Below are 21,737 nucleotides of genomic sequence, written 5' to 3'. Positions count from 1 at the left end.
GGCCTCTTGAGGGTGGGCCGGCACGCCCGCCTGCAAGCGGCTCACTCACCTGTGGCGAGGGTGAACACACCTTGAGGGAGGGCTAACGCCCCTCCAGCAGGCGCTGCTCCGCCTGCTCCACCGCCACCCCATTGCCGAACAGCACCAGCCGATCCCCTGCCGCCAGCACCAGCTCTGGCTTGGGCTCCAGCCGCAACTCGCCGCGCTGTACCTCCTTGATCCGCACCGTCTCCAGCGCCAGGGTCTGCACGCTGCGCCCCACCGCCCAGGCCTGCTCGTGCAGCAGCACGGGGTGCAACCGCTCGAGCAGCTGGTCCGTCTCCAGATTGCCGGCGCTTTGATCCCCCCAGTAGAAACCGTGCAAAAAGCGGTACTGGCTGCTGCGCTCGTGCTCCATGCGTCGGATCACCCGGCCGATGGGAATGTCGCAGTTAAGCAGCAGGTGGGAGACCAGCATCAGGGCCCCCTCCTGGGATTCGGGGATCACCTCAAAGGCACCCGCCCGCTTGAACGCCTCCAGAAAACTGTCATCCCGGGTGCGCACCAGCACCTTCACCTCCCCCGCCAGCTCCCTGATCAGCGCCAGCATGGCCTCCACCCGCTTGTGATCGTCAAAGGTGATGATCACCAGCCGGGCCCGCAGCAGGCCGGCGGCCAGCAGGATGTCGCGCCGGCTGGCATCGCCAAACGCCACCTGCTCCCCCGCCGACTTGGCCTCGCTCACCCGCTCCGGGTCGAGATCCAGCGCCAGGAAGGGGATCTCCTCCTGCTTGAGAAAACGGGCGCAGGTCTGGCCGGCCCGACCAAAGCCCGCGATGATCACATGCTGGGTCTTGCTCAGGCCCGACTGGGCCACCTCGGAGCGGGTGAGCAGGGCCGGGTCGGTGAGGGAGCGGGCCAGATGATGGGCCTGCAACACCAGCCAGGGCGTCATGGCGATGGAGGTGACGCCGATGCCGATGAGCAGGGAGACCAGCCGATGGTCGAGCAGACCGTGGTGGTTGGCCAGCGCCAGCAGCACGAAGCCGAACTCCCCCACCTGACTCAGCATGATCCCCGCCGCCATGGCATCGCGCTTGCGCTCCCCCATCAGCCGGCCGGCCAGCAGCACCAGCAGGGACTTGAACAGGATCAGGCAGAGCACGCTGGTGGCCACCAGCCACCAGTCCTGCGCCACCCGCTGCCAGTCCATGGTCATGCCGATGGTGATGAAGAAGAGCCCCATCAGCACGTCCCGAAACGGCCGGATGTCCACCTCCAGCTGATGGCGATAGTGGGATTCCCCCAGCATCATGCCCGCCAGAAAGGCCCCCAACGCCATGGAGAGCCCCATCCACTGGGTCAGCGAGGCCGCCAGCAGCGCCACCAACAGGGCGCTCAGCACGAACAGCTCGTCGGAGCGGGCCCGCGCCACCTCGTGAAACAGCAGCGGCAGCAGCCACTTGCCCACTGCCAGCAGGCTCAGCAGGGCAAACAGCCCCTTGAGGGTGGCCCAGGCGATCTCCGCCAGCAGGGCGCTGCCCTGGATCTCGGGCCTGGCCAGAATGGGGATCATCACCAGCAGCGGCACCACCGCCAGATCCTGAAACAGCAGCACGCTCACCCCGAGCTGGGCGCGGCGGGTGTGCAGCTGCTTCTGCTCCCCCAGCTGCTTGATCACCACGGCGGTGGAGGAGAGCGCCAAGGTGCCCGATACCACCAGCGCCTGGGGCAGGCTCAGGCCCCACCACCAGGCGATGGCGAAAAACAGCAATGATGTGAGCAACACCTGCAGACCGCCCACCCCGATCACCAGCCGGCGCATGGCGATGAGCCGGGGCAGCGAGAATTCGAGGCCGAGCGAGAACATCAGAAAGACGATGCCGAGCTCGGCGATGGTCTGCATGATCGCCTGGCCGGTGATCACGGCGACGCCATAGGGGCCGAGCAGTACCCCGGCAAGCAGGTAAGCGAGGATCACCGGCTGGCCGAGGCGCCGGAAAACCGCCACCAACAGCACGGCGGCAAGCAGCAGGATCAACACATCTGCGTACAATATTTCCTCCCTTTTTATCTACTTAAGCCTAGCCAGCCACTCTTGTTCGCATCGAACATATTTTGGGCACAAGGATTGCAGGTAAGTGTCAGGAAGTAGGTTGTTTGAGGGCTGAACCGTGGAAAACACATCATCATTGAATGGTCTGGGACATGGCATCGAGCAGTGGGTTCGCCAGATGGAGCGGCTCACGCCGCTGGCCAGTCAGGATCGCAACCAGTTGCTCGAGTTGTTGTTGGTGCAGATGGACCTCGGCAGCCTGCTGGCAACCTTTGCCGATCGTGCGGCAAGAATTGTCCGGATCCACAGCCTGCACTTCGACTGCGGCCAGCCTCATACCCTGATCCAGCATCCGCCCCAGGCCAGCCTGACCCTGCACAGCTACCCGTTCGAGCTGCGCGGCCAGCATGGCCAGCTGATCGGCCAGTTGCACTACACCCTGGAACATGCCCTGAGCGGCAGCCAGCAGCGGATCCTGCAGCAGTATCACCAGCTGCTCTGCCTACCCTTGCCCCTCTATCTGCGCCTGTCACAGCTGGAGCTGCAGGTCAGGCTCGATCACCTGACCGGACTCGGCAACCGCTCCTACTTCGACGAAGCCATCGGCCGGGCGGTGGAGCAGCACAGCCGGGAATCCCACGGCCTGGTGCTGGTGCTGCTGGATCTCGACAACTTCAAGCAGATCAACGACACCTGGGGTCATCCGGTCGGCGATCTGGTATTGAGCCGCTTCGCCCAGCTGCTGACCCACTGCATCCGCAGCACGGATCAGGCGTTTCGCCTCGGCGGCGACGAGTTCGCCCTGCTGCTGCAACCCGCCGAACCCGAGGCCTGGCGCCCGGTCTGGCTGCGCCTGCAGCACATGCTGATGATCCACAAGGAGCTCAGCACCTTCTCGGTCGGCTGCAGCCTGGGAGCCGCCAGCTGGCAGTCCGGGGTGGACGTGCACAGCCTGTACGAAGCCGCCGATGCCCACCTCTATGCCCGCAAGAAGGCGGGCAAGGCCGGCCTGCTGGACTGAACCGGCCAGCCGCTGAAGACGACAAGGCCGGCATATGCCGGCCTTGTGCGTTATCCGCGTAGGCGAAGGAGAGCGTCACGCCGGGGGCTGACAGGCCGCCGCCGGCAGCCAGTGCCAGGCCAGACCGGCGCCCTGCGTCATGAATCCGTCACAGAGGAACAGCTCACCCACCGCCGCCACCTGCTCGCCGTAATAGAGGATGGGAATGCGGCCGCGCTGCCAGGAGGGAACCCCGTACTCCTGCAGCAGCTTCTTGAGGCGCCGGCTGCCGCCACGCCCTACCGGCTTGAGCATGCTGCCGGCAGCCACCCCAAAGCACACCGACAGCAGCTCGTCCGCTCTTGGCAGCCGTAGCCCCTCCCCTTCCAACCGCGGCAGCAAACACACCTCCCCCAGCCCATCCGGCAGGATCAGCGTCTCCCCCACGGCCAATGTCAGCTGCTCGTGGCGAGGCTGCAGCCCGGGTCGCACCAGATGGAGCCTGCCCTGAAAGCGGCGGCAGCTCTGCCCGCCCCAGTTGAGCTGGGGAATGGCGTCTTCCCGTGCCAACGCCACCTCCTGCCAGAGCAGACCGAGCTGCTCGCGGGAGGGCATCTCGCCCCCCTGGCGGCGGATCCAGTAACGCAGCAGGTTGTTGCGCCGGGTGCCTGACAGGGCCAGCAGCGGCGCGATCTGCAGCGCCTCTCCTGCTGCCGCCAGCCGCCAGTCGGCCTCTGCCAGCTCCTCCAGCAGCGCCTCCTGCTCGGCGCACAGCGCCATGCTGCGCGCCGCGGTCTGGGCCATGGCGGGCCAGCGGGCCTTGAGCTGGGGAATGAGCCGTTGGCGCAGGAAGTTGCGGTCATAACTCACATCCTGGTTGCTCTCATCCTCCACCCAGCCATAGGGGAGACTGGCCGCCACGTCGGCCAGCTCGGCCCGGCTCACCTCGAGCAAGGGGCGCAGCAACAGGCCACCGGCAAAGGGCTGGCTCGGCACCATGCCCGCCAGCCCGCGCAGGCCGGCGCCGCGCTTGAGCGCCAGCAGCAGGGTCTCCAGCTGATCGTCCTGATGGTGGGCTGTGAGCAGCCACTCCCCCTCCCCCAACTGAGCGGCGAGACGCAGATAGCGGGCCTCCCGCGCCTGCGCCTCCAGGCTGTCGCCACTATCCCGCTGCAGTTGCACCCGCTCGACCAGCAGCGGCACCGCCAGTTGCTGACACACCTTTTCGCAGTGGGCTACCCACTCGTCGGCATTTGGGCTCAGGCCGTGATGGACGTGCAGGGCCCGCAGGGCAAGGCCGTGGGCGCGGGCAAAACGTGCCGCCAACACCAGCAGCACGGTAGAGTCGAGCCCACCACTGAAGGCCACCAGCAGACCACGGGAACCTTCCGGCGCTGGCAGAGTCTGACAAAAACGAGAATAAATACGAGAAATCATAGGCTTCCCCAATACGACCAGGCCGATCTTAGCAGACTCGGGCTTATCAAGCGCTAACCCGGCTGCTAGAGTGAGACGCTCCCTGCGTGGGCAAGGAAGCCGCATAACCCGAATTGGAATCCAACATAATGAACAACAAAAAAAGCATACTGGCCGCCCTCGTCGGGCTGGCCCTGCTGGCCGGCTGCAGTCAGGCCCCGGACGGCGCAGACAAACACTCCGGCCTCGCGCTGGCCAACATGGACACCAGCGTCAAACCCGGTGACGACTTCTTTCGCTACGTGAACGGCCACTGGCTCTCCACCGCCAAGATCCCGGACGACAGGCCCGCCGACGGCGCCTTCTACATGCTGCGCGACAAATCCCTGGCGGACGTGCGGGTGCTGGTGGAAGGGCTGGACGGCAAGGCCGCCGCCGGCACACCGGCCCAGCAGATCCACGACCTTTACCAGAGCTATCTGGATCAAACTACCCGCAACGCCAAGGGCACGGCGCCGCTGATGCCGATGCTGAGCGAGATCGAGCAGATCCGCACGCCGCAGGATCTGGCCCGGGCCTTCGCCCAGAGCGGTCGCAACGGCGGCGGTGCCCCGTTCGGCTTCTGGGTCGATGCCGACGCCAAGGCGCCGGACAGCTATGCAGTCTACCTCTACCAGGCCGGGCTCGGTCTGCCGGATCGGGACTACTACCTCAAGACGGATGCCGCCAGCCAGGCGCTGCGCCAAAAATACGAGCAGCACATCGCCACCATGCTGGGCCGCTTCGGCGAGGCGGATGCCGGGGCCAAGGCCAAGCGCATCCTGGCCCTCGAGAGCAAACTTGCCCGGATCCAGTGGGACAACGTCACACTGCGGGATCGGGAGAAGAACTACAACAAGGGGCCCCAGAGCGAGCTCAAACGCCTCGCCCCCGCCATCGACTGGAATGCCTACCTGACCCAGGCAGGCCTCGCCGGCCAGAGCAGCCTCATCATCGGCCAGCCGACCTATCTTGCGGCCCTCAACGAGGTGATGCAGCAGACCCCGGTCGGCGACTGGCAGGCCTACCTCAAGTGGCACCTCATCACCGATTATGCCCCCTACCTCGACAGCCAGACCGATGCCCAGAACTTCGCCTTCTTCGGCACCACCCTGAGCGGCACGCCCAAGCAGCGCGCCCCCTGGGAGCGAGCGCTCGGCGTACTGGACGATCACCTGGGCGAGGCGGTAGGCAAGCTCTACGTGGAGCGCTACTTCCCGCCAGAGGCTAAGGCCCGCATGGAGCAGCTGGTGGAGAACCTGCGCACCGCCTACGGCCAGAGCATCGAGGAGCTGGACTGGATGTCGCCGGCCACCAAGGCCCAGGCCCAGGCCAAGCTCGCCAAATTCCGTCCCAAGATCGGCTACCCGGACAAGTGGAAGGACTACAGCGCCATCGCGATCCGTGCCGACGATCTGGTGGGCAACCTGCAGCGGGCCCGCGCCTTCGAATACGCCGACAACCTGGCGCGCCTCGGCAAGCCGGTAGACAGGGACGAGTGGCACATGTCGCCGCAGACGGTGAACGCCTACTACAACCCGAGCAACAACGAGATCGTCTTTCCGGCTGCCATCCTGCAGCCCCCCTTCTTCGACATGACGGCGGATGACGCGGTCAACTACGGCGCCATCGGCGGGGTGATAGGCCACGAGATGGGTCACGGTTTTGATGATCAGGGCGCCAAATCCGACGGGGACGGCGTGATGCGCGACTGGTGGACGCCGCAGGATCTCAAGGAGTTTCGCTTCCGCACCAGCCGGCTGGTGGCCCAGTACAACCGCTTCGAGCCCATCAAGGGGCAGTTCGTCAACGGCCAGTTCACCCTGGGGGAGAACATCGGCGATCTGGGCGGCCTCACCATCGCCCACAAGGCCTACCTGCTGTCGCTGGATGGCAAGGAGGCCCCGGTGCTGGACGGCTTCACCGGCGAGCAGCGCTTCTTCCTCGGCTGGGCCCAGGTGTGGAAGGGCATGTATCGCCCCGAGCTGATGCAGATGCTGCTCGCCTCGGATCCCCACTCGCCGCCGGAATACCGGGTCAACGGCGTGGTACCGAACATCCCCGCCTTCTACGAGGCGTTCAAGATCCAGCCTGGTGACAAGCTCTATCTGGACCCGGCCAAACGGGTCAAGATCTGGTAATGACCGCCCCGATGAGGGGCGGATGACGCGAACCGGCGGAGATTGCCCGGCCGGTTCGCACAGTGACACAGGTGGCGGGCAACCGCCGCCGCAGTAACAAGGGTCAAACCGATGAAAGCCTTGCTCATGACACTCGGCCTGCTCACCCTGCCCCTCGCCAGCCAGGCGGCGGACGGGTTCTTCAAACAGCTGACGCTCCCCTCAGGCCAGGTAGTGACCGTCAGCGAAGGGCGCGGCGAACCTGCCTCCACCGGCAGCTACGATGTGCGCCTCTACTCCGGCGCCAACCCCCAGTTCCCGCTGGATCAGTTCATCGATGGCAAGGTGCTGCCGCGCGATGGCAGCATCAAGGAGCTCAAGCTGCTGGATCTCAACGGCGACAAGCAGCCCGAGCTCATCGTCGTGGTCGAAAGTGCCGGCAGCGGCAGCTACCTGAGTGCCGACGCCTTCACCATCAACCCGCAGGAGGGGCTGGACAGCTTCAACCACGTGGAGGGGCTGGCCCCCAATGAAGATGTGATCCAGGCGCTCAAGACCCCGCGCGACTGACCCCCATCACCACGCCCCGCCTAGCGGGGCGTTTTTTTGTCCCGCCGCTGACAAAGCGCCTTCCCGCCTCACCCGCAGGGCACCGCCATGGATAGACGGTTATTTTTTCTGCGCTTATAATCGCCGCACCGTGCCATAACGAAACACAAGGAGGTAAAAAATGGTTATCCAAGCGTGTCCGATGTTCTCGGCTCGCCTGTTCGGCACATTCGCGTGCTCTTGCCTGCATACCATCGCGCTGCGATAGCGGGTTCGAGCAAAGCCGACTCCCTTCCATACCGAGACCTTTCTCGACTCTGCCGTTGTCGCCAGCGCTCCTGATGACAGGGATTTCTGATCCCGCAATTTAAGAGAGCAAGAGCATGACAACCCTGATGAGTACCCATTCCCTGCAAATGAGTGCGGGGCACCTTCCGTTATTTGACCACCTCGAACTCGGCATCCGCGCGGGCGACCGACTCGGCCTGATTGGTGCCAACGGCTGCGGCAAGAGCACGTTGCTGGCACTGCTGGCGGGCGAGCGCACGCCCCAGGCCGGCCGGGTCGTGCAGGCGGCCGCCTGCCGCTGCGAGTTCGTGGCCCAGCAACTGCCTGCCAGGCTTTCAACCCTCAGCACCCGCGCCGTGCTGCTGGATGCGCTGGGCAATGACCCCAGCGCCGAGTGGCAGGTGGACAAGCTGCTGGCTGAGCTGCAGCTGGAGGCCCAGGCCGCACTGCCGGTCAGTGCGCTGAGCGGCGGCCAGCACAGCCGGCTGCAGATAGGCCGCGCCCTGCTGCGCCAACCCAACCTGCTGCTGCTCGATGAGCCCAGCAACCACCTGGATCTGCCCGCCCTGCTCTGGCTCGAGCAGTTTCTGCTGGGCTGGCGCGGCGCCTTCGTGCTGGTCTCCCACGATGGTCGCCTGCTGGACCGGGTCACCGAGCAGACCCTGATCCTGCGCAATGGCCAGCTGCACCGCTTCGCCCTGCCCTGCAGCCAGGCGCGGGCGGCGCTGGCTGCCGAAGATGAGCAGGCCCGCCTGCGCCGGGCCGACGAGCAAAAAGAGATCGACCGCCTGAGCGCCAGCAGCAAACGCCTCGCCATCTGGGGGCGGGAGCATGACAACGAGAAGCTGGTGCGCCAGGCCAAGTCCATGGAAAAACGCATCGCCCGCCTGCAGGAGGAGCAGAGCCAGGTCGCGGCGCTGGCCCCCTGGCGGCTCGAGCTGCGCGGACTGAGCCTGCCCGCTGACACCCTGCTGCGGCTGGAGGCCCTCGACGTGGCGCCGGCGCCAGCACTGCCGCCGCTGCTGCGCGCCGAGGGGCTCTGGCTGCGGGCGGGGGACAGGGTCGCCCTGCTCGGTGCCAACGGCACCGGCAAGTCCTCCCTGTTGCGCCAGTGCTGGCGCGAACTGGCCGTGCAGAGCCCGCAGGCAGGCTGGTACTGCCACCCCGGTGCCAGCATCGCCTATTACGATCAATCCCTGCAGCAGCTGGCTGACGATGCCACCCTGAGCGACGCCCTCTACCCGCTGGCCCCTCTGCCTGAGGTGACGCGGCGTCAGGCGCTGATCCGGGCGGGCTTCCCCTATGTCCGCCACGGCCAGCAGGTGCACAGCTTGAGCGGGGGCGAGCGGGCACGGCTGCTGTTTCTCGCCCTGTCGCTCGGCAGCCACCACATGCTCTGGCTCGACGAGCCCACCAACCACCTGGATCTGGCGGGCAAGGAGCAGCTGGCCGAGGCGATTGCCGCCTTCCCGGGCGGTGTACTGCTGGTCTCCCACGACCGGGAGCTGATCGAGCGCAGCTGCAACCGCTTCTGGCTGATCAAGGATGGCCGCATCCAGGAGGCCCACAGCGCCGAGCGGGCCTATGCCGAGCTGCTCGGCGATGCGCCCTCGCCGGCAGCAGACAAGGCAAGCCTGGCCGCCCCCGCCATGGGGCAGGCCCAGGCCGGCCCGTCGAATGACGAAGAGACGCTGCTGGCACGCTGGTATGAACTCGATGCCCTGCTCGCCGCCGATCTGGCCCGCAAGCCCAGGCACCAGACCCCGCGCCTGCAGCAGCAGTGGCGTGACGAGCTGGCCAGGCTCACCGACCAGCTCGGGCTGGTCGGATCATGAGCAGAGCCATGAACCGGCTTTGCCAGCCATCCCTGTTTGACTCACCACTCGCGGCCAGCTCCGGTTGGCCGCAAGGAGCCACCATGACAGCAACGCAACAACCCCACATCAGGCTGGATCCGGTCAGCGACGCCGATCTGCCCCACATCTACCGCGGCCTGTCGGATCCGCGGGTCGTCGCCTACTACGGCGTCAGCTACGACAGCCTGACGGCGTGCCAGGCCCAGATGGCCTGGTATGCCGAGCTGACCCGCACCGGCCGCGGCGCCTGGCACCTCATTCGTGACCGGCACACGGGCGAACCGCTCGGCGCCATCGGCTACAACGATGCCGACCCGACTCACCGGCGGGCCGAGCTGGGCTACTGGCTCTATCCCGAACACTGGGGCAAGGGGGTGATGAGCGCGGCGCTGCGGCTGTGGCTGCCGCTCACTTATCGCACCAGCGAGCTGCACCGGCTGCTGGCGGTGGTGGAGGAGCCCAACCTCCCCTCCGCCCGCCTGCTCGAGCGGGCGGGCTTTCACTACGAGGGCACTGCGCGGGAGTGCGAACGCAAGGGGGATGGCTTTATCTCCCTGCGCCACTACGCCATCTTGCGCAGCGACCTGCCCGCCAGCCTGTGACCTGCAACAAAAAGCCCCGCACTGCGGGGCTTTTTTTCGGGTTACTTGATGGCGCAGACACCCTCATCGGACGCCGAGCGGCGACGTCTGCGCCGCCACAGGGAGAAGCAGCCGTACCCCAGACTGAGTACCACCGCATAGAGCACCTGGGAGGCGAGCGCCACCAGCACCAGGGCACAGAGCAGCACGCTCACCCCCGCCAGCCCCTTGCCCACCCCGCCGAGCAGGCGCCAGCCCGCCGCCATGCAGAGCAGGTAGACCAGCACGAAATTGCCGTTGGCGTAGCGGATCAGTTCATCGAGGGGCAGTCGCAGCCAGATGATGAGGGTGATGCAGACCAGACAGATGGCGAGCACCAGACTCAAGGCCCGCAGCGGCGCGCCACGGGCGGTGAGGCGGGCCAGCGAGACCGGCAGCTTGCCTTCGCGCGCCATGCTCCAGATCAGCCGGGCAAACCCCTGCAGGTAGATGTTGATGCTGGCAAAGCAGGAGAGATAGCCGAGCACCGCCACCAGCCACTTGGCGGTGGGGCCGAACAGCAGCGAGAGCAGGGCCGGAATGGCGGTGGCGTTGGTCGCCTCATCGCCGTAGAGGCCGTATTTGAGCACCACCAGCGAGTGCACCCAGTAGATGAGCCCCGCCAGCAGTACCCCGCCGAGCAGGGCCAGCGGATAGTCCCGCTCCGGTCGCTTGAACTCCTCCCCCATGTGGGCGAAGGCCTCGAGCCCGACGAAACACCAGAACATCACCGCCAGCGCGGTGGCGATGGCGGGCCACTCGTCCGTCGTCGGCAGCGGCCGGGCGGCGTCGCGCCAGCTGATATCCCCCTTGAACCAGATAAGCAGGGTGAGCCCCAAAATGGCGAGCGCGATCAGCAACTGCAGGTTGCCGGAGGAGCGCGCCCCGCGCAGCCCCAGCAAAAATACCCCGAGCAGGGTGAGCAGCTGGATGCCCCACAAGGTCCACTCCCCCAGATCGAACAGGGCGTGCCAGAAGCCGGCGGCAATCATCAGGGCGGCGGGCAGGCCCACCGGCAGCACTGCCAGAAACAGAAAGGCGGAGAAGCGCTCGGCGCCGTTGCCAAAGGCAAGGCCAATGAGGTGCGGCGCCCCACCCGCATGGGGATAGCGGCGGCCGAGGCGAGCGAAGGTAAAGGCGATAGGCAGTACCAGCGCAATCAGCAGCAACCAGGCCCACAGCGAGGCCCCACCCGCCAGCGAGGCGGCAGTCGCCGGTACCACGAAGATCCCGGTGCCCAGCAGCGAGGTGGCGAGCAGCCCCATCCCCTGCCAGAGCCCGAGATCCTTTTTCAACCCAGACATATCCTTTTGTCCCGACTAGAAAAACATCCCGCCATGTTAGGCCTCCCCCGCCCTTTTGTTAAGCACGATGGTTAAGCAGGATGGCAAGAATATGCAGCGCTTTATTCAGGCCGGGAGGCTCGCGGGTGAGTCGAGGTCAGCTGCGGTGGCGCAGCGCCTCCAACAGCAACGAGAAAGCGGGCGAGGCCTGCAAGCGGCTGGTGTAGTAGAGGTAGTAACCGGGATGCACCATGTTGTAACCGGCCAGCACCTCTTCCAGCCGGCCATCCGCCAGATAGGGCTCAGCCATGCTCTGGGGCAGGTACGCCAGCCCATAACCGTCGAGCGCCGCCTCAAGCACGTTGCCGATGCTGTTGAACACCAGTTGCCCTTCGCCACGGATCTTGAGCTCCCGCCCCCCTTCCAGAAAGCTCCAGGAGAAAAATCCGCCCTGGGTCGGCAGACGCAGATTGATGCACTGATGAGCGCTGGCGATCTCCTGCGGCCGGCTCGGGCGGCCATGAGCCGCCAGATAGCGGGGGGCGGCCGCCACCAGCATCCTGATCTCGGGGCTGATGGGAGTGGCAATCATGTCCTTGGCGATCAAACCGCCGCGACGCACCCCGGCGTCGTAGCGCTCGGCGACGATATCCACCAGGCCCTAATCGGTGCTGAGTTCGACCCGGATATCCGGATAGTGGTGCAAAAAGGTGCTGATCTTGGGCCAGAGCACGGCGCGAATAGCGTATTCGTCCGCCGTGATGCGGATGGTGCCGGCCGGTTTGTCCCGCAGCGCTGTCAGCTGGCTGAGACCGCTGTCGATCTGCGCCAGCGCCGGTCCCACCAGCGCGATCAGCCACTCACCGGCTTCAGTAGGGGTGACGCTGCGGGTAGTGCGTGACAGCAGCTTGAGGCCGAGTCGCTGCTCCAGGGTCTTCACCGTCTGGCTGATGGCGGACTGGGACGTCCCGAGCTGGGCAGCCGCGCGGGTGAAGCTTTGCTCCCTGGCCACCACCATGAAGGTCGTCAGCTCGTTGAGGTTCTCTTTCATCATTGATTAGTCATGGTGATAATACTGCCCCGATTATACGCGCCATCCAGATAAGTTTTCTCACCGCTGCTACCCTGCTGTGCCAGCGTCCATCCGCGTCCCGCTCGCAACGTCACCCGATTCTTGCCGCTATTCATAAGAAATCAGTATTAAAGCATTCGGGTTGGGCCATCTAATCAAATCAAAGGTGGCGGCATATGCTCTCTTCGTCGCCGCATCCTGGCGCCCCACTCCCAAGGAGCACACCATGTACCCCGTTCGTTTTGCCAATCAACACCTGAGCCTGGCTGGCCACCTTCATCTGCCTGCCGATCTGCAAGCGGGCGTACGCTACCCCGCCATCGTCTGCGTTCACCCTTCCGGTGGCGTCAAGGAGCAGACCGCCGGCCTCTATGCCGCACACCTGGCAAAGGCCGGTTTCATCGCGCTGGCCTTTGATGCCAGCTATCAGGGAGAGAGCGAGGGTGAACCGCGCCAGCTGGAAAATCCCCATGTGCGTGTGGACGACATCAGCGCCGCCGTCGATTACCTGACCACTCTGGCCGAGGTCGACCCTGAGCGCATCGGCGTGCTCGGGATCTGCGCCGGAGGCGGTTACGCCGCGGCTGCAGCCATGATGGACACCCGGCTCAAGGCGATTGGTACCGTGAGTGCGGTCAACTACGGTCAGATGTACCGCCAAGGTTGGGACAAGCGCGGCACGCCGACCGAGTGTCTGGCCTTGCGCGACCTGGCGATGGCCGCACGCACTGCCGAGGCGACCGGTGCAGCCATCCAGTACCTGCCCACCACGCCGCTCAGCCGTGAACAGGGAGAGCAGCTTCATCCGGATTGGGCGGAAGCCTTCGATTACTACCGTACGCCACGGGCCCGGCATGACAACGCCCCGAGTCGGCTCACCACCCGCAGCCTGGCCCAGCTGGTGACGTTTGATGCCTTCCACCAGGCTGAACTGTTCCTGACCCAGCCCCTGCTGCTGGTGGCAGGCAGCGAAGCCGGCACCCGCTGGATGAGCGAAGTGCTGCATCAGCGGGCCGCCAGTGCGCACAAGGGGTTGTTCATCGTCGAGGGAGCCACCCACATCGGTTTGTACGACCAGCCCCAATGGGTCGACGGCGCGCTCACCGGCCTCATCCCCTTCTTTCGTACCCACCTTTGATTCTTTGTGAGGAACAACAGATGACACAGCAACAATCGGTCCGCTTTGCCCACCACCACTGGGACGTTGCCGCTACCCTGCGCCTGCCTGAGGGATTTGATGCCGGCCAATACTATGCAGCCATCGTCTGCGCCCACCCCATCAGCAGTTGCAAGGAGCAGACTGCCGGCGCCGTCTACGCCGAGGCCCTGACCCGGGCCGGCTTCATCACCCTGGCCTTCGATGCTTCCACCCAGGGAGAGAGCGGCGGCGAGCCGCGTTTTAGCGAAGACCCCGCTACCCGGGTCGAAGATTTTCGCTGCGCCGTCGACTACCTGGTGACCCTGCCCTTCGTGGATGCCGACAGCATCGGCGTACTCGGGGTGTGCGGCGGCGGTGGCTACGCGGTCAACGTCGCCATGACCGAGCGCCGCTTCAAGGCGGTGGCCACCGTGGTGGCGGCCAACTACGGCCGCATCCTGCGCCAGGGGGATCTCACCCCGGATGCGGCCCTCAAGACACTGGAGGCCATCGCCGCCCAGCGCACCGCCGAGGCGCGCGGCGCCGACACCATGATGACGGGCTATATCCCGGGCTCGGAGGCAGAACGCGAGCAGGCGGGGCTGCACGATATCGACATCGTCGAAGCGGTGCAGTACTACACCACGGCGCGCGGCCAACAACCCGGCTCCCCCAACAAGCTGCGCATGAGCAGCCTGGGGCCGGCCATGAACTGGGATGCGTTTGCCTTTGCCGAACTGCTGCTGACCCAGCCGCTGCATATCGTCATCGGTGGCGGAACGCCCGGGACCTTCGGCTCCTACCGGGACGGGTTCGAGCTCTTTGGCCGTGCCCGCTCGCCGCAAAAACGCTTGCAGATTGTCGAGGGGGCCAGCCATTACGATCTCTACGACCAGCCCGACGCCACCGGCCAGGCACTGGCACAAATAGTCCCCTTCTTCAGGCAACACCTGGCGCAGTCATAACCCAATCACCGCAGCCGGCTCATGCCGGCTGCGGTGATTTGTCGGCCAGCGCCTCGGCCAGAAAATCCCCCAGTAGGGTGATCTTGAGCACCTGCCGGCGCGCCGCCGGGTAGATGAAATGGAGGGTCTTGTCCGGAATGCGGTAGGTATCGAGCAGGGGCAGCAGCAGTCCTGCAGCGATATGGCCTTGCACCTGCTCGGCGGGCTGCAAGCTGATGCCCGCCCCTGCCAGCGCTGCCGTCAGCAGCGCCGGCCAGTGGTTGATGCGCAGGCGCGAGGCCACCCGCACCTCCTCGCTCTGGCCATCGCCCCCGACAAACTGCCAGCGCTCGTGCTCGCCCCAGTTGCCGTGCAGACACTGGTGGCGGGCGAGATCGGCCGGATGACGGGGCACACCGTGGCGAGCGAGGTAGGCGGGCGCGGCGCAGAGGCGGTAGTGCTGGGTCAGCAGCGGGCGGGCGATCAGCGCCTCATCCTGCGGGCGCAGGGTACGGATGGCGGCGTCGAACCCCTCCTCCACCAGATCGACCCAGCGCGGGGTGAGCTGCAGATCCAGCTCCAGCTTGGGGTAACGGTCAAGAAAAGCGGGCAGCAGCGGCACCAGCCGATGGTGGCCAAAGCTTAAGGGAGCTGCGATGCGCAGCCGCCCGGCCGGCTCGGCCAGCAGGTGCTGGGTGAGCGACTCGGTCAGCGCCAGCTCCTCCAGCACTCGCTGGCAGCGGGCCAGAAAGAGCTGGCCCAGCTCGGTCAGGGTCTGCTGGCGGGTGGTCTTGTGAAACAGCTTGCCCCCCAGCCACTGCTCCAGCCCCTGCACATGCTTGCCCACCATCTGGGCGCTGATCCCCTCTTCGCTTGCCACCGCGCTGTAGGAGCCGAGATCCACCACCCGGGTGAAGATGCGCATGCTGGTCAATCGGTCCACAACCCCTCCTTTGCCCATTCCGAGGCCATTTGGCCCGCTGCAAGCGGCCCACATTCACAACCAAAAGTTTAGTAAGAAATGATTTTTAGCCAATTTATCGCACTTTTGATTGCCAATATAGTGATCAGCAACCTCACCCATCAGGACATACATCCATGAAAAGTACCTATCTGGCCGCCCTGCTGGTCGGTCTGCTGGCCACCGGTGTCAGCCAGGCGGCCGAAAGCAGCTTTATCAGCAACCACGATCACGCCCCGGCCTCAGCAACGCTGACCAAAGCCCAGCCCGATATCTTCCGGGTCAGCCTGCTTGGCACCGGCACCCCGGTGCCCCAGATCAGCCGCGGCGGTTACAGCACCCTGGTCGAGGCGGGCAACCAGAAGCTGGTATTCGACTTTGGCCGCAACTCCGCCACCCGCTTGTGGCAGCTGCATATCCCCATCGGCTGGGTCAACGCCTTCTTCCTCACCCACTTCCACTCGGATCACACCAACGGGCTGGCGGATCTCTGGCTGACCGGCTGGCTGCAACCCGCCTATGGCCAGCGCCACGCGCCGATGGAGCTTTACGGGCCCAAAGGCACCGATGCCCTCGCTCACGGCCTGCAGCAGGCCTACGCCACCGACATCGCCACCCGGGTCAAGGATGAGGGAACGCCGCTGGACGGGGTGAAGATCAACAGCCACGAGGTAACAGCCGGCGTGGTCTACGACCGGGATGGGGTCAAGGTGACCGCCTTTGACAACGACCACGGGGTCAACATCAAGCCGTCGTTTGGCTATCGCATCGACTACCACGGCCACAGCGTGGTGCTCTCCGGCGATACCCGCTACAGCCCGCAGGTGGTGAAAGAGGCCAAGGGGGCCGATCTGCTGGTGCACTGCGTCTCCATGACCTCCGCCGCCCGCATGAAGGCCAACCCGGGCTACCAGGCGATCGCCGGCCACCTCGCCTCCCCCGAGCAGGCAGCCCGGGTAATGAATGAAGCCAAACCGGCCCTGACCGTGTTCAGCCACATCGGCCTCAACGGCCAGCTCGGGGTGAAGGATCTGGCGCAGAGCCTGCGCGCCCGCTACTCGGGCCCCTTCGTCATCGGCAATGACCTGATGCAGATTGACCTGCCCACCACCGCTGGCAAGGGCTACGCCCTCTGGCAGGCGGAGAACATCGACAACGCTCAGCCCTGAATCCCGGCCATAAAAAAGCCGCCTCTTGCGAGGCGGCTTCTTCATTCAAGCGGGTAACCCGTGTTATCAGGCAATCAGCTTGTAGATGATACCGGACATGGCGATCAGGCCGATGATGGTCACGAACACGTTGCTGATGTTGCCAGCGTATTTGCGCATGGCCGGCACCTTGGTGATGGCGTACATCGGCATCAGGAACAGCAGCATCGCGATGATGGGGCCGCCCAGGTCTTCAATCATGCCGAGGATGCTCGGGTTGATGGTGGCGATGGCCCAGGTGGTCAGGATCATGAACACTGCGGTCACTTTGTTCAGTTGCTTGACGTCAACGTTCTTGCCTTTCTCACGCAGGGACTTGGCCATCAGACCGTTCATGCCCTCTTGTGCACCCAGGTAGTGACCCAGGAAGGACTTGCTGATGGCGACCATGGCGATCAGCGGAGCCACGGTGGCGATAACCGGGTTGTCGAAGTGGTTGGCCAGGTAGGACAGGATGGAGATGTTCTGTTCCTTGGCAGCAGCCAGGTCAGCCGGGGAGAGGCTCAGTACGCAGCTGAATACGAAGAACATAACGGTCATCACCATCATGACGTGGGCGCCCAGCAGGATGTTGCTGCACTTCTTCTCGGCACCTTCACCGTAACGACCCTTGTTGTCCACCGCGAAGGAGGAGATGATCGGGGAGTGGTTGAAGGAGAACACCATGACCGGGATGGCCAGCCACAGAGTTTTCAGGAAGTCGCCATTGAAGGCATCACCCAGCGCCGGAGCTTCAGTGATGATGGCACCGTTCCAGTGCGGGATCAGGTAGAGCGCCAGGCCCATCAGGGTGATCACGAACGGGAATACCAGCACGCTCATCGCTTTGACGATAACCTGGCCACCGAGGCGAACGATCGCCATCAGACCCAGGATCAGCGCCAGAGACAGGATGGCACGGGGAGGTGCAGTCATGCCCAGCTGGTGTACCATCAGGCTCTCGACGGTGTTGGTGATGGCTACCGAGTACATCAGCAGGATCGGGTAGATGGCGAAGAAGTAAAGCAGGGTGATGAACTTGCCTGCGGTCTTGCCGAAGTGCTCTTCTACTACCTCGGTGATGTCGCCATCACGGGTGGAGCCGGACAGCACGAAGCGGGTCAGGCCACGGTGTGCGAAGAAGGTCAGCGGCAGGGCCAGGACCAGCATGGCAACCAGCGGCCACAGACCACCTACACCGGCGTTGATCGGCAGGAAGAGTACACCGGCACCGATGGCGGTACCGTACAGACCCAGCATCCAGACCACATCGGCCTTGTTGATGCCACGGGAAGACGCATTACTGGCTAAGCTGCCTTCTACTGCAATGTTCATGTCAGACATAGGGGTGTTCCTGTCATCAAGGAAAATAGAAAATTTCTAGTCAACCGGGCGCAATGCCCTGTTCCATCTCCCTGGAACTCCTGCAGTCCATCCCTGTTATTCTCATCCCGTCGGCCCGGCAAGCTGGTCATCACTCCATGTAACAACCAAATTGCAACAAACAAGCCGGCGGGTCATAGGCCCGAGGGCCACAAACGCGTCAGACTTTACAACTCGCTAACACGCTTTTGTTCCGATGCGCTGACTCTAATTAAATCCCCTTAGCGATCACAGTGTTTTTTTGAATTAATCAACCAAAGTTTGACTGGAATCGCCTTTCTGGCGTCAGAGATCACGTTACGAGCCCAATTTTGTGAACAGCCGTTAACAAATAGAGGTAGTTTCACCCGTATCTATATCCTTGTAGGTACAACAAATTGCTTACATTCGCTCATTTGTTGCTCAGGTTGTGCCCCGCCGTCCGCTGACGTACCCTGTTGCTCAACATTTTTTCGCTGAATTAATATGGCCATCACCCGTACCGATCTCGCCGAACTGGCGGTGTTTGCCGCCGTCGCCCGCCACCAGAGTTTCAGCAAGGCCGCCCTCGAACTCGGCGTGTCTGCCTCCGCCCTGAGCCACAGCCTGAAAGGGCTGGAGACCCGTTTGGGGGTACGGCTGCTCAATCGCAGTACCCGCGCCGTGGTCCCCACAGATGCGGGTCAGCGCCTGCTGACCCAGTTGCTGCCGACTTTGAGCCATCTGGAGAGCGCACTGAGTGAGCTGGCCCGTCACAGCGACGAACCGGTAGGAAGGCTGAAGATCAGCGCGCCACGCGGCGCCATCGATGAGTTGCTGGCCCCGGTGCTGATCGATTACATGGTGCGTTACCCGCGCATGCAGGTGGAGGTGGTGGAGCAGGAGCTGATGCCGCGCCTCATCGAAGATGGTTATGACGCCGCCCTCTTTTATGGGGATCTGCTGCCCAAGGAGATGATCGGAGTACCGCTCGGCCCACCCCAGCGCTATCTGGTGGTGGCCGCCCCCGCCTATCTGGCCGAGCACGGCACCCCGCAGCACCCGCGCGAATTGACCCGGCACGCCTGCATCGGCTATCGGCTCACCCCCTCCCATCACTATCGCTGGGCCTTTGCCGGCGAGGAGGGCTCCATGCTGGAGATCGAAGTGACCGGGCCGCTCACCACCAGCACGCCGGCTCTCTACCTGGGAGCGGCCGAGGCAGGGCTGGGGCTGGCCTACTGTCTGGAAGAGGAGGTGAGCAGGCAGCTGGCCGAAGGCACCCTGGTAAGCGTGCTGGAGCCCTGGTGCCCCACCTTCGTCGGCTTCTCGCTCTTCTATCCCAGTCGCCATCAGCTGGGCAACGGGCTACGCGCCCTCATCGACATGCTCAAGGGACACTACCAGTCGCGCTGATTGATGAATTTGACTCATCAATTCATCAAGTAAAAACCGGATTATCGATAAAAAAATATTAATCTAGACTATCTGCTCGATAATCGAACTCCCCAAGAGAACAGATATGTCTGCCTACTTCACTCTGCGCCAGCGGGCGATGACCCGCCGTTTCTGGGGCTATGCCCTCCCCTCCATCATGGCCATGCTGGTATCCGGCGCCTATTACCTGGTCGATGGCATCTTCGTCGGTCACTACGTGGGGGCCGCCGGCCTTGCTGGCATCAACCTGGTCTACCCGGTCATCATGGTGCTGATCGGTCTCGCCGCCATGATCAGCATGGGGGCGGCCACCGCCATCTCCTTCCAGCAAGGGGCCAGAAATTTCGGCCTGGCCCGCCAGGCGCTGGTCAATGCGCTCTGGCTGCTGGGGCTGCTGGGCGCCGTGGCGCCGCTGCTGCTGCACTACTGGCACGTCGACATCCTGCTGGCACTGGGCATTGAACAGGGTACCGACACCTGGCAACAAGCCAGCGACTACCTCTACTGGATTGGCGGCGGCACCCTGCTGCTGGCCTGCAACCTGGCGGTGCCCTATCTGCTGCGCAACGACGGCCGCCCCCGTCTCGCCATGCTGCTGGTGAGCAGCGGCGCCATCCTCAACATCATCCTCAACTACATCATGGTGGGCAGGCTGGGGCTGGGTCTGATCGGTACGGCGCAGGCCACCCTCATCTCGGAAGGGGTCGTCAGCCTGCTCGGGCTGGGTTATTTCTTTACCCGCCATGCCAAGCTGCGCATAGAGTGGCGCCACCTGGTGCCCGACTTCCCGGCCATGCCAAACCTGTTGTTCACCGGCCTGCCGAGCCTGATCGCCCAGTTCAACCTCGGCCTGCTGCTGCTGCTGCACAACAGCCAGCTGATGGTGCACGGTTCGGTCAAGGATCTGGCCGGCTTCACCGTGGCCGGTTACACCGAGGCGGTGTTCATCGTCATCCTGCAGGGGCTGGCCTTCGGCATCCAGCCGCTGGTCAGTCAGGCGGCCGGTGCCAAACGTCATCGTGACCTCAAGTTTCTGATGGAGATGGGGCTCAAGATCACGCTCATCTACGGTCTGGCAGTCTGGCTGCTGATCCAGCTGCTGCCGCGCCAGGTGGCCATGCTCTACACCGGCGATCAGGATGGCGAGCTGCTCGCGGCCGCCATCAGCAGCCTGACCCTCAACCTCGGCGCCATTCCGCTGGAGGGGATCATCATGTTCGGCATCGTGCTGCTGCAGTCCATGGCCCGTACCCGCCAGGCGCTGCTCATCTCGGCCGCCAAGACCCTGCTGCTGCTGCCGCTGATCTTCATGCTACCGCTCTGGTGGGGCCGGGACGGCGTGCTGCTGGCCCAGCCCACCACCGTGGTGTTGCTGACCCTGCCGCTGTGCTGGTTGCTGTGGCGGGAATGGCGCCGTCTCAAGCTGGCCTGTGCCCCGCTGAGCCGGCCCGGCCGCAAACCGCTTGGTGCGCGCCAACAAGTGCAACTGGCCAGGCGCGCCGGTTAGGCGCCGCCATCAGGCCGGCAGCCGGCGAGCACAGGTGCGGATCTCGGGCTCGACCATCGCCTGCTGGGCGGCCACCAGCTGCAGCTCGTAGGCGCCCGCCAGCCAGGTCTGGGCCAGCACCGCATCCACGCTGGCGTTGGTGCGCTCAAACGCCGCCACCGGCGTAAAGCCCGCCAGCAGGTTGGCCAGCATGATGGCGCTCAGCAGATCCCCCACTCCGATGGGCTGACGCTGAAACTCATAGAGGGGGCGCGAGATATGAAACGCCCCCTCTTCGCACACCAGCAGCATCTCGAACCGGTCAAGGCTCAAGCCGGCGCGGCCCAGATGCTTGACCATCACCAGCTCCACTCCACCTTCACGCAGTTGCTGGCACGCCGCCAGCGCCTCGCTCAGATTGCAGATCTCGCGGCCGGTCAGCTGCTCCAGCTCCAGCAGATTGGGGGCCAGCAGGTCGGCGCAGGCCAGCGCCCGGTTTTTCAGAAAATCGGCGACGCCGGGCGCGACTATGCACCCCTTGTCGGGATGCCCCATCACGGGGTCGCAAAAATAGCGGGCATTCGGATTGAGTGCCTTGAGGTGGGCCACCGCCGCCAGGATCTCCTCCCCCTGCTCGGCCGAGCCGAGATAACCGCTCAGGATCGCATCGCACTGCCCCAGTACGCCGATGTCGGCCAGCCCCGTCATCAGCTGGCGGATATGACCGTTTGGCATCACCATCCCCTGCCAGCCTGCGCTGTACTGGGTATGGTTGGAAAATTGCACCGTGTTGACGGGCCACACCTCCAGCCCCATGCGACGCATGGGAAACACGGCGGCGCTGTTGCCGGCGCAGCCGAACACCACGTGGGACTGGATGGAGAGAACTCGCTTCATGCTGACTCGCAAAAAAATGGATGAACCCAGATGGGAAAAACGGGCCTTGCGGCCCGTTGTTGTCACTC

18 protein-coding genes are annotated in these 21,737 nt (G+C 64.5%); 10 read left to right on the top strand and 8 right to left on the bottom strand.

Annotated elements, in window-relative coordinates:
* Positions 1 to 82: 82 nt before the first annotated feature.
* Entirely contained in the window at positions 83 to 2,035 is a 1,953-nt protein-coding gene (locus tag ACB032_RS13620; protein WP_371138104.1) for a cation:proton antiporter, read from the bottom strand.
* Positions 2,036 to 2,153: 118 nt separating this feature from the next.
* Between ACB032_RS13620 and ACB032_RS13615 the strand changes: the two genes are divergently transcribed.
* Entirely contained in the window at positions 2,154 to 3,056 is a 903-nt protein-coding gene (locus tag ACB032_RS13615; RefSeq protein WP_026080157.1) for a GGDEF domain-containing protein, read from the top strand.
* Between the two features lie 75 nt (positions 3,057 to 3,131).
* On the opposite strand, the gene tilS is transcribed toward ACB032_RS13615, so the two are convergent.
* Positions 3,132 to 4,472 carry a tRNA lysidine(34) synthetase TilS gene (gene tilS / locus ACB032_RS13610; RefSeq protein ID WP_371138103.1) on the bottom strand — a complete coding sequence of 447 codons (1,341 nt, stop codon included), beginning with the start codon at positions 4,470 to 4,472 and terminating at the stop codon, positions 3,132 to 3,134.
* A 128-nt stretch (positions 4,473 to 4,600) separates the two neighbouring features.
* On the opposite strand from tilS, the gene ACB032_RS13605 reads away from it, so the two are divergent.
* The 4 genes from ACB032_RS13605 (at position 4,601) to ACB032_RS13590 (ending at position 9,905) form a co-directional block, all read left to right on the top strand.
* Positions 4,601 to 6,631, top strand: a complete 2,031-nt coding sequence (locus tag ACB032_RS13605) for a M13 family metallopeptidase (protein ID WP_219254636.1) — start codon at positions 4,601 to 4,603, stop codon at positions 6,629 to 6,631.
* 111 nt (positions 6,632 to 6,742) lie between these two features.
* A complete protein-coding gene (locus ACB032_RS13600) occupies positions 6,743 to 7,180 on the top strand; it encodes a PliI family lysozyme inhibitor of I-type lysozyme (protein WP_016349890.1) in 438 nt (145 codons plus the stop codon).
* Positions 7,181 to 7,542: 362 nt separating this feature from the next.
* Positions 7,543 to 9,282, top strand: a complete 1,740-nt coding sequence (locus ACB032_RS13595; protein ID WP_371138102.1) for an ABC-F family ATP-binding cassette domain-containing protein — start codon at positions 7,543 to 7,545, stop codon at positions 9,280 to 9,282.
* An 83-nt stretch (positions 9,283 to 9,365) separates the two neighbouring features.
* Positions 9,366 to 9,905: a GNAT family N-acetyltransferase gene (locus ACB032_RS13590; RefSeq protein ID WP_024946027.1), complete on the top strand. Its 540-nt coding sequence runs from the start codon at positions 9,366 to 9,368 to the stop codon at positions 9,903 to 9,905.
* Positions 9,906 to 9,946: 41 nt separating this feature from the next.
* Here ACB032_RS13590 and yjeH read toward each other — a convergent pair whose 3' ends face one another.
* The 3 genes from yjeH to ACB032_RS13575 form a co-directional block, all read right to left on the bottom strand.
* Entirely contained in the window at positions 9,947 to 11,227 is a 1,281-nt protein-coding gene (gene yjeH / locus ACB032_RS13585; protein WP_371138101.1) for an L-methionine/branched-chain amino acid transporter, read from the bottom strand.
* 136 nt (positions 11,228 to 11,363) lie between these two features.
* Entirely contained in the window at positions 11,364 to 11,861 is a 498-nt protein-coding gene (locus tag ACB032_RS13580; protein WP_371138100.1) for a LysR substrate-binding domain-containing protein, read from the bottom strand.
* Positions 11,862 to 11,867: 6 nt separating this feature from the next.
* Entirely contained in the window at positions 11,868 to 12,260 is a 393-nt protein-coding gene (locus tag ACB032_RS13575) for a LysR family transcriptional regulator (protein ID WP_371138099.1), read from the bottom strand.
* 244 nt (positions 12,261 to 12,504) lie between these two features.
* Between ACB032_RS13575 and ACB032_RS13570 the strand changes: the two genes are divergently transcribed.
* Entirely contained in the window at positions 12,505 to 13,416 is a 912-nt protein-coding gene (locus ACB032_RS13570; RefSeq protein ID WP_073349236.1) for an alpha/beta hydrolase, read from the top strand.
* 20 nt (positions 13,417 to 13,436) lie between these two features.
* Positions 13,437 to 14,381: an alpha/beta hydrolase gene (locus tag ACB032_RS13565; protein ID WP_371138098.1), complete on the top strand. Its 945-nt coding sequence runs from the start codon at positions 13,437 to 13,439 to the stop codon at positions 14,379 to 14,381.
* Between the two features lie 19 nt (positions 14,382 to 14,400).
* Here the strand turns inward: ACB032_RS13565 and ACB032_RS13560 are convergent, their stop codons facing one another.
* The gene (locus ACB032_RS13560; RefSeq protein WP_371138097.1) at positions 14,401 to 15,303 is read right to left on the bottom strand and encodes a LysR family transcriptional regulator; all 903 of its coding nucleotides are present in this window, start codon (positions 15,301 to 15,303) and stop codon (positions 14,401 to 14,403) included.
* Between the two features lie 155 nt (positions 15,304 to 15,458).
* On the opposite strand from ACB032_RS13560, the gene ACB032_RS13555 reads away from it, so the two are divergent.
* Positions 15,459 to 16,490 (top strand): MBL fold metallo-hydrolase, encoded by a 1,032-nt coding sequence (locus tag ACB032_RS13555; protein ID WP_371138096.1) that lies wholly within the window; start codon positions 15,459 to 15,461, stop codon positions 16,488 to 16,490.
* 66 nt (positions 16,491 to 16,556) lie between these two features.
* On the opposite strand, the gene ACB032_RS13550 is transcribed toward ACB032_RS13555, so the two are convergent.
* On the bottom strand, positions 16,557 to 17,852 hold the full coding sequence (locus ACB032_RS13550) for an HAAAP family serine/threonine permease (protein ID WP_024946034.1): 1,296 nt from the start codon (positions 17,850 to 17,852) through the stop codon (positions 16,557 to 16,559).
* 504 nt (positions 17,853 to 18,356) lie between these two features.
* Between ACB032_RS13550 and ACB032_RS13545 the strand changes: the two genes are divergently transcribed.
* Positions 18,357 to 19,265 (top strand): LysR substrate-binding domain-containing protein, encoded by a 909-nt coding sequence (locus tag ACB032_RS13545; protein ID WP_371138095.1) that lies wholly within the window; start codon positions 18,357 to 18,359, stop codon positions 19,263 to 19,265.
* A gap of 106 nt (positions 19,266 to 19,371) precedes the next feature.
* A complete protein-coding gene (locus tag ACB032_RS13540) occupies positions 19,372 to 20,793 on the top strand; it encodes an MATE family efflux transporter (RefSeq protein ID WP_043163058.1) in 1,422 nt (473 codons plus the stop codon).
* A 9-nt stretch (positions 20,794 to 20,802) separates the two neighbouring features.
* On the opposite strand, the gene pdxY is transcribed toward ACB032_RS13540, so the two are convergent.
* Positions 20,803 to 21,669 carry a pyridoxal kinase PdxY gene (gene pdxY, locus ACB032_RS13535; protein ID WP_371138094.1) on the bottom strand — a complete coding sequence of 289 codons (867 nt, stop codon included), beginning with the start codon at positions 21,667 to 21,669 and terminating at the stop codon, positions 20,803 to 20,805.
* Between the last annotated feature and the right edge of the window lie 68 nt (positions 21,670 to 21,737).

Origin of the sequence: Aeromonas sp. S5(2024), from assembly GCF_041403025.1 — a bacterium.
GTDB classification, from domain to species: domain Bacteria; phylum Pseudomonadota; class Gammaproteobacteria; order Enterobacterales; family Aeromonadaceae; genus Aeromonas; species Aeromonas hydrophila.
Note: the sequence above shows the minus strand (reverse complement) of the source record. Positions and strands in the feature narration are given on the sequence as shown.

What these genes read in the sequence shown, in the direction of transcription:
- ACB032_RS13540 (WP_043163058.1), top strand. Translation starts at nt 19,372, where the DNA reads ATGTCTGCCTACTTCACTCTGCGCCAGCGGGCGATGACCCGCCGTTTC.
- ACB032_RS13570 (WP_073349236.1), top strand. Translation starts at nt 12,505, where the DNA reads ATGTACCCCGTTCGTTTTGCCAATCAACACCTGAGCCTGGCTGGCCAC.
- tilS (WP_371138103.1), bottom strand. Translation starts at nt 4,472, where the DNA reads ATGATTTCTCGTATTTATTCTCGTTTTTGTCAGACTCTGCCAGCGCCG.
- ACB032_RS13565 (WP_371138098.1), top strand. Translation starts at nt 13,437, where the DNA reads ATGACACAGCAACAATCGGTCCGCTTTGCCCACCACCACTGGGACGTT.
- pdxY (WP_371138094.1), bottom strand. Translation starts at nt 21,669, where the DNA reads ATGAAGCGAGTTCTCTCCATCCAGTCCCACGTGGTGTTCGGCTGCGCC.
- ACB032_RS13590 (WP_024946027.1), top strand. Translation starts at nt 9,366, where the DNA reads ATGACAGCAACGCAACAACCCCACATCAGGCTGGATCCGGTCAGCGAC.
- ACB032_RS13595 (WP_371138102.1), top strand. Translation starts at nt 7,543, where the DNA reads ATGACAACCCTGATGAGTACCCATTCCCTGCAAATGAGTGCGGGGCAC.
- ACB032_RS13555 (WP_371138096.1), top strand. Translation starts at nt 15,459, where the DNA reads ATGAAAAGTACCTATCTGGCCGCCCTGCTGGTCGGTCTGCTGGCCACC.
- ACB032_RS13545 (WP_371138095.1), top strand. Translation starts at nt 18,357, where the DNA reads ATGGCCATCACCCGTACCGATCTCGCCGAACTGGCGGTGTTTGCCGCC.
- yjeH (WP_371138101.1), bottom strand. Translation starts at nt 11,227, where the DNA reads ATGTCTGGGTTGAAAAAGGATCTCGGGCTCTGGCAGGGGATGGGGCTG.
- ACB032_RS13575 (WP_371138099.1), bottom strand. Translation starts at nt 12,260, where the DNA reads ATGATGAAAGAGAACCTCAACGAGCTGACGACCTTCATGGTGGTGGCC.
- ACB032_RS13600 (WP_016349890.1), top strand. Translation starts at nt 6,743, where the DNA reads ATGAAAGCCTTGCTCATGACACTCGGCCTGCTCACCCTGCCCCTCGCC.
- ACB032_RS13550 (WP_024946034.1), bottom strand. Translation starts at nt 17,852, where the DNA reads ATGTCTGACATGAACATTGCAGTAGAAGGCAGCTTAGCCAGTAATGCG.
- ACB032_RS13605 (WP_219254636.1), top strand. Translation starts at nt 4,601, where the DNA reads ATGAACAACAAAAAAAGCATACTGGCCGCCCTCGTCGGGCTGGCCCTG.